Source organism: uncultured Rikenella sp. (genome assembly GCF_910579375.1).
In the GTDB taxonomy this organism is placed as follows: Bacteria; Bacteroidota; Bacteroidia; order Bacteroidales; family Rikenellaceae; genus Rikenella.
Window position 1 is genome coordinate 21,262 of the sequence record NZ_CAJTUJ010000021.1, and the last position, 6,722, is coordinate 27,983.

Annotated in this window: 5 protein-coding genes and 2 tRNA genes; 5 read left to right on the forward strand and 2 right to left on the reverse strand. The window is 58.6% G+C overall.

Features of this window, described 5'->3' with window-relative positions; genetic code table 11:
* Positions 1-25: 25 nt before the first annotated feature.
* A complete protein-coding gene (locus QZ302_RS03650; protein WP_294592609.1) occupies positions 26-1,447 on the forward strand; it encodes an amidophosphoribosyltransferase in 1,422 nt (473 codons plus the stop codon).
* A 20-nt stretch (positions 1,448-1,467) separates the two neighbouring features.
* Positions 1,468-2,751 (forward strand): O-acetylhomoserine aminocarboxypropyltransferase/cysteine synthase family protein, encoded by a 1,284-nt coding sequence (locus QZ302_RS03655; RefSeq protein ID WP_294592611.1) that lies wholly within the window; start codon positions 1,468-1,470, stop codon positions 2,749-2,751.
* 94 nt (positions 2,752-2,845) lie between these two features.
* Here QZ302_RS03655 and QZ302_RS03660 read toward each other — a convergent pair whose 3' ends face one another.
* Together QZ302_RS03660 and QZ302_RS03665 are read right to left on the reverse strand one after the other, a co-directional pair.
* Complete coding sequence (locus QZ302_RS03660) at positions 2,846-3,466, reverse strand: lipoprotein signal peptidase (protein ID WP_294592613.1); 621 nt, start codon at positions 3,464-3,466, stop codon at positions 2,846-2,848.
* Between the two features lie 184 nt (positions 3,467-3,650).
* Positions 3,651-3,926, reverse strand: a complete 276-nt coding sequence (locus tag QZ302_RS03665; RefSeq protein ID WP_294592615.1) for an HU family DNA-binding protein — start codon at positions 3,924-3,926, stop codon at positions 3,651-3,653.
* 171 nt (positions 3,927-4,097) lie between these two features.
* On the opposite strand from QZ302_RS03665, the gene QZ302_RS03670 reads away from it, so the two are divergent.
* The 3 genes from QZ302_RS03670 (at position 4,098) to aspT (ending at position 6,671) form a co-directional block, all read left to right on the forward strand.
* A tRNA-Ser gene (locus QZ302_RS03670) sits at positions 4,098-4,182 on the forward strand.
* A 164-nt stretch (positions 4,183-4,346) separates the two neighbouring features.
* Positions 4,347-4,433, forward strand: a tRNA-Ser gene (locus QZ302_RS03675).
* Positions 4,434-4,955: 522 nt separating this feature from the next.
* Complete coding sequence (gene aspT, locus QZ302_RS03680; protein WP_294592617.1) at positions 4,956-6,671, forward strand: aspartate-alanine antiporter; 1,716 nt, start codon at positions 4,956-4,958, stop codon at positions 6,669-6,671.
* Positions 6,672-6,722: the final 51 nt, after the last annotated feature.

A 6,722-nucleotide genomic window follows, 5' to 3' on the forward strand; every position in this document is an offset into this window, starting at 1 on the left:
CTCACCTTTCACATACCACCATCCTATGAGCGGATTTTTCGGCTGCGCCTCCCGGCGCGAATGCGTCAACGACGTCTTCTATTGCACGGACTATCATTCGCACCTCGGCACCAAACGGGCCGGGCTCGCCTTCTACAACGGCGAGAAGTTCATCCGGTCGATCCACAGCCTCGAAAACGGCTACTTCCGGAACAAGTTCGAAGACGACCTGCCGAAATTCGAAGGCTCCTGCATCGGGATCGGCGTGATCAGCGACTTCGAGTCGCAGCCCGTGACCGTCACCAGCCATTTGGGGCGTTTCTCGGTGGTTACGGTGGCGCGGATCGAGAACATGGACGAGATCGCCGAACGGTTGTTGGCCGAGAACGTCCATTTCGCCGAACTCTCCGGATCGGAGATCAATCCCACGGAGCTGGTGGCGATTCTCATCAGCCAGAGCAAGACTTTCAAAGAGGGGATCGAGAACGTCCAGCGGACGATCAAGGGCTCCTGTTCGATGCTGATTCTCACCGAACACGGCATTTACGCCGCGCGCGACCGGTTCGGGCGGACACCGGTCATTATCGGGAAGAACGACTTCGGGTATGTCGCGGCTTCTGAGAGTTCGTCGTTCCTCAATCTCGGATACGAGTATGTGAAAGACCTCGGGCCGGGCGAGGCGGTTCAGCTGACGCGGGACGGTATTACCGACATCCTGCCGGCGGGGAGTCGGAAACAGATCTGCTCGTTCCTGTGGGTTTATTACGGCTATCCCTCCTCGGACTACGAGGGGATCAATGTCGAGGATGCCCGCTATCGGTGCGGCGCGGCGATGGCGGCGCGGGACGGGGAGGTCGAGGCCGATTTCGCCGCCGGGATTCCGGACTCCGGAGTGGGGCATGCCATCGGGTATAGCAATGCCCGGCGGATTCCCTACAAACGGCCGTTCGTCAAGTATACGCCGACCTGGCCGCGGAGTTTTATGCCCCAGAACCAGGCGATGCGCGATCTGGTGGCCAAGATGAAGCTGCTGCCGAACGAGGCTTTTACGCGCGGGGCCAAGATCGTCTTCATGGACGACTCCATCGTGCGGGGGACGCAGCTCAAGGACAATGTCGTGAAACTCAAAGAGGTGGGGGTCGAGGAGGTGCACATGCGGATCGCCTGTCCGCCGTTGATCTTTCCGTGCCGGTTCCTGAACTTTTCGACTTCGCGCTCGACTTTCGACCTCTATGCCCGACGCGTGATCCGCGATCTGGAGGGGACGGACAAACTCTCGGACGAGACATTGGCCGAATATGCCGACGACACCAGCGAAAAATACCGGAAAATGGTCGAAGTGATGGGGCAGCAGCTGCAACTGACCTCGCTCAAATTCCAGAACTTGCAGGATGTGGTGGACGCCATCGGCTTGCCGAAAGAGCAGTTGTGTACCCATTGCTGGGACAACAGCAGTTACGTGGAATAGCTTAAAAAAACGGCCATTTTATGGAAAAACGATTCAAACGCGAGACCTTGTGCGTGCAGGGCGGCTGGCAGCCCAAGAAGGGCGAGCCGCGGGTATTGCCCATTTACCAGAGCACGACCTTCAAATACGAGACCAGCGACCAGATGGCGCGGTTGTTCGACCTGGAGGAGAGCGGCTATTTTTACACCCGGTTGCAAAATCCGACCAACGACGCCGTGGCGGCCAAGATTGCCGCTCTCGAAGGCGGGGTGGCGGCCATGCTGACCTCGTCGGGACAGGCGGCTTCGTTTTACGCCCTCTTCAACCTCTGCTCGGCGGGAGATCATTTTGTGAGCGCGTCGGCGATTTACGGCGGGACGTTCAACCTCTTCGCCGTGACCATGAAGAAGATGGGGATTGAGGTCACTTTCGTGGACGGAGATGCGCCGGCCGAGGAGATTGCGCAGGCTTTCCGGCCCAATACCAAGGCCTTGTTCGCCGAGACGATCGCCAACCCGGGGCTGAATGTGCTGGACATCGAAAAATTTGCGACCCTTGCCCATGAGCACGGGGTGCCGCTGATCGTGGACAACACCTTTCCGACGCCGATCAACTGCCGGCCTTTCGAATGGGGGGCGGACATCGTGATCCATTCGACCACGAAATACATGGACGGGCACGCTACCGCAGTGGGCGGAGCGATCGTGGACAGCGGGAATTTCGACTGGGCGGCGCATGCCGCGAAGTTTCCGGGGCTCACGGCGCCGGACGAGTCGTACCACGGGCTGACCTACACCGAAGCGTTCGGCAAAGGGGCTTATATCACGAAGGCGACGGCGCAGCTGATGCGCGACCTCGGCTCCATCCAGTCGCCGCAGAACGCCTTTCTGCTCAATCTCGGTCTGGAGACGCTCCATCTGCGGGTGGCGCGCCACTGCGAGAATGCGCAGCGGGTGGCCGAGTATCTCGCTTCGCGAACCGATAAGGTGGCTTGGATCAACTATCCGGGGCTGCCGGGGAACAGGTATTACGAACTGGCGCAGAAGTACATGCCGAACGGGACGTGCGGCGTGGTGACATTCGGCCTCAAGGGGGGACGGGAAGAGTCCATTCGCTTTATGGACAGCTTGGAGCTGGGCGCGATCGTGACCCATGTGGCGGATGCCCGGACATCGGTGTTGCATCCGGCCAGCCATACGCACCGTCAACTGACGGACGAGCAGCTGATTGCGGCCGGAGTGGCGCCCGATTTGATCCGCTTCTCGGTGGGGATCGAGGATGCCGGGGATATCATCGCGGATATCGAACAGGCTTTGGAACGATAACCCCCTCTCCGAACGACATCGCGCCGGCCGCTATTCGAAAGTACCTCGAAATAGCGGCCGGCGCGTTTTCCGTCCCCCCCTTTTCCAGTGGAGCCTACCTGAAATATTTGTACTGGAAAATCAACAGATAAGCGAATCCGCACGTCACATAAGCATCTGCAATGTTGAAAACCGGGCTGAAAAAGGTGTACGGCTCTCCGCCGATGAACGGCACCCACGACGGCATCCGTTCGATTTCGATGATCGGAAAGTAGAGCATATCCACGACGCTCCCGTGCAGAAACGGTGCATATCCCGTCCCCCACGGCACGAAATGAGCCACCGCATAAGGCGTCGATTCCGAGAAAATCAGCCCATAGAACGATGCGTCGATAATATTTCCCATCGCTCCCGCCAGCACGACCGCCACCCCGACGATCACCCCCCGCGGCGCCCCCCGACGAACCAGGCGGACGAGATACCAGCCGATCGCTCCCACCGCCGCGATGCGCAACAAGCTCAGGGCCAGTTTCCCGTAGCTCCCCCCGATCTCCATCCCGTAAGCCGCTCCCCGGTTTTCGATGAAGTTGATGTAGAACCAGCGTCCAAAGACCGGAATCGCTTCGTTCAGCGTCATATGCGTCTTGACCGCGATCTTGACCGTCTGGTCGATCGTCAGCAGGGCGATGACGAAGAGCAGGAGCAGCAGAAGGGGCTTTTTATATTTCGAATCCATAGGAGTCAGTCTCGGTAGTCGTGTGTGCGGCAAAGATACGAAAATGCCGACCGATTTCCGAAGTAATTCCGAAAACCGATCGGCATGAATAAATGACATATTGCCGCATATCGAAAATCACCGCGCCTGTTTCAGACGGTGCGGCCCCGTTCGGGCGCTCGATACGCAGACGTTGTAGCCGGTGTTATTTCCCCACCACCGAGTTCAGTTCAGCGCCAGCCTTGAATTTAACCACTTTCTTGGCAGCGATCTTGATCGTAGCCCCCGTCCGCGGGTTGCGTCCCGTGCGAGCCGGTTTTTTCGTTACGCTGAACGAACCGAAGCCTACCAGCGCGATTTTGTCGCCCGCTTTCAGCGTTTTGCCCGTTACGTCGATAAATGCTTCCAGCGCTTTTTTAGCCTGAACTTTGGTCAGTCCTGCACCCGTAGCGATGGCATCGATCAGTTGAGATTTATTCATAACCGTTAGTGTTTAGAAAGTTAGTAATATCGGTTGTTGGATGTTGCAAATATAACGGATAAAACTTAACCGCCAAGTATTTAATCGTTTTTTTTTGCGTGCCGGGTGCGTTTTTGGTCGGAAAAACGTTCGGGTTTTGCAGGAAAAGAAAAAACCGCTACTTTTGTGCCCGGAGAGGTGGCAGAGTGGTCGATTGCGGCGGTCTTGAAAACCGTTGAGCTGCGAGGCTCCGGGGGTTCGAATCCCTCCCTCTCCGCAACGAAGTTTTTCGGCGTCCGGATTTTTTCGGCAGCCGGGATGCTTTTGAAAATCAGGCGACCGGGTTTTGTCGGGTCAGCGACAGGCGCGGTTTCTGCGCTCGGACGAACAAGAGACGATATAAAACGTTATCTTTGTGCCGTGCGATGCCGCCAGCAGAAAGGAGAGATGCCGGAGTGGTCGATCGGGCCGCACTCGAAATGCGGTGTACGGGCAACTGTACCGGGGGTTCGAATCCCTCTCTCTCCGCGGAAACCGGGGAAAGACACATGGTCTTTCCCCGGTTTTGTTTTTTGTAGCGGGCGAAGATCGAGGACGAGCGGTGCATTTGTGTATTATTTCTCGGTTGTCGACCTGGGGACGTTGGCTCGTATGATTCTGCGAGCCGCAGGAGTACAAATGGGGTAGAGGCTACCGGTTGTTTGGAGTAGCTTAGGGTAGAGGCTGCCCTTATTTTTTAGGGTAGACCCGGCCCTTTGCCCACCGCGGGCACGCGGCGTTTATTCCGAGAGGCAACGCAACTGAAGACCCAAGACGCGGTAGGTTGCTGTGGTGGGATAGAGATCCTGTGAGCCAAACCATAAGAACACCCCGTATGTGTTACGAAAAGCAGTCGATTGACTGTAGCCGTCATGGCCAACTCCGTTCAGTCCGCCCGAGGAGATGTTCCGGTAGCCCGGGGCGGGGTGAAAATCCCTTTGGAAACCAGAATTTCGGCACGCGGATTGCTGCGAATAGACGACGTTATACGCTCCGAAATTTATCGTCGCTATGTTTACCGGTATCGATTTCGTTCAGTTTTTTCGAGACAACGCCGCGCTGGCCGTTTTTCTCACCGTGGCAGTCGGTTTTTGGATCGGCAAATTCCGCTACAAAAGTTTCTCGTTAGGCACCGTCACCAGCGTCCTGCTGGTCGGCGTGGCGGTCGGACAGATGAAAATCGAGATTCCCGAACCCGCCAAAACCCTCTTTTTCCTCATGTTCCTCTTTGCCGTCGGATACGCTGTCGGGCCGCAGTTCTTCCGCGGGCTGCGCAAAGACGGACTGCCGCAGGTCGGCTTTGCCGTCGTCCTGTGTCTGCTCTGTCTGGGCTCCGTCTGGCTCTGCTCGTGGGTGATGGGCTACGACGCCGCACAGGCGGCCGGACTCATGGCCGGTTCGCAGACCATGTCCGCCGTGCTGGGCGTGGCCACCGACACCATGCACGAGATGCCGAATGCGGCCGATCTGAAATACGATATCATGCCGGTCGTTTATGCCGTCACCTATATTTACGGGACAGCCGGGTCGGCCTGGCTGCTCGGGACATTGGGGCCGCGGTTGTTGGGCGGAGTCGATAAAGTGAAGGCCGCCGCCCGCGAACTGGAGAGCAAGATGGGCGAAGACATGAGTGCCCAGCCCGGTTTCAATCCGGCCGTGCGGGAGATTACTTTCCGGGCCTTTCGGGCCGACAACGAGTGGTTCGATCCGGGCCGCACCGTGGCCGATTTCGAGCGCGAGATGCAGCGGCAGGGCAAACGGCTCTTCGTCGAACGGCTGCGGCAACGGGGGCGGATTTGCGAAGTCACGCCGCGGACGATGCTTTTCCGGGGCGACGAGATCGTGGTCAGCGGCCGGCGCGAGTTCGTGATCGAAGAGGAGGAGTGGATCGGCGAAGAGGTGGTGGATAACGATCTGGTGAACTTCCGTGTCGAAACTCTGGCCGTGGTGGTCGGGGGCCGGCGACGGCGGAAAGAGACGACTCGGATGCCGATCCGCGATCTGTTGAAAGCCGATTTTATGCATGGCGTGATGATTCGTTCCATCACGCGGGCGGGCGTTCGGGTGCCCGTTCTGGGCAACGGTCGGCTGGATACGGGCGACCGGCTGGAGTTGGTGGGGTTGCGGCAGGATGTCGAACGGGCTGCCGGGCGGCTCGGATTCAGCGATCCGGAGACGCCGAAGAGCAGTATGACCTTTGCCGGACTCGGAATCGTCCTCGGAGGCTTGATTTTCGGGTGGGTGCTGGTGACGCGGATCGGCTCGATCCCGTTGAGCCTGACCGTGAGCGGGGGTGTGCTGATCGCCGGACTGATCTGCGGCTGGTTGCGGGCGCGGAGGCCCGATTTCGGAGGGCTGCCCGAACCGGCGGTCTGGTTTATGAACAACGTCGGGTTGAACGTCTTTATCGCCATCGTCGGGATTTCGACCGGGCCGACCTTTATCCGCGGGTTGCAGGAGATGGGCTGGAGCGTGCTCCTCGTCGGGATCGTGGCCACGTCGATTCCGTTGATCTCGGGAATTTTCATCGGGAAATACCTCTTCCGGTTCAATGACGCGCTGACGCTGGGGTGTTGTTCTGGCGCGCGGACGACCACGGCGGCGCTGGGGGCGGTGGAGGAGACCCTCGGCAGCAATGTGCCGGCGATGGGATATACCATTACCTACGCCGTGGGGAATACCCTGCTGATTATCTGGGGCGTGGTGATCGTCCTGCTGGTGGGGTAGGAGAGAGGATGAAACAGGTCGGGCGGTAGCGAACCAGTCTGTTCGCTACCG

Coding starts and splice junctions, on each gene's coding strand:
- QZ302_RS03650 (WP_294592609.1), top strand. CDS start 26: ATGAGCGGATTTTTCGGCTGCGCCTCCCGGCGCGAATGCGTCAACGAC.
- QZ302_RS03655 (WP_294592611.1), top strand. CDS start 1,468: ATGGAAAAACGATTCAAACGCGAGACCTTGTGCGTGCAGGGCGGCTGG.
- QZ302_RS03660 (WP_294592613.1), bottom strand. CDS start 3,466: ATGGATTCGAAATATAAAAAGCCCCTTCTGCTGCTCCTGCTCTTCGTC.
- QZ302_RS03665 (WP_294592615.1), bottom strand. CDS start 3,926: ATGAATAAATCTCAACTGATCGATGCCATCGCTACGGGTGCAGGACTG.
- aspT (WP_294592617.1), top strand. CDS start 4,956: ATGTTTACCGGTATCGATTTCGTTCAGTTTTTTCGAGACAACGCCGCG.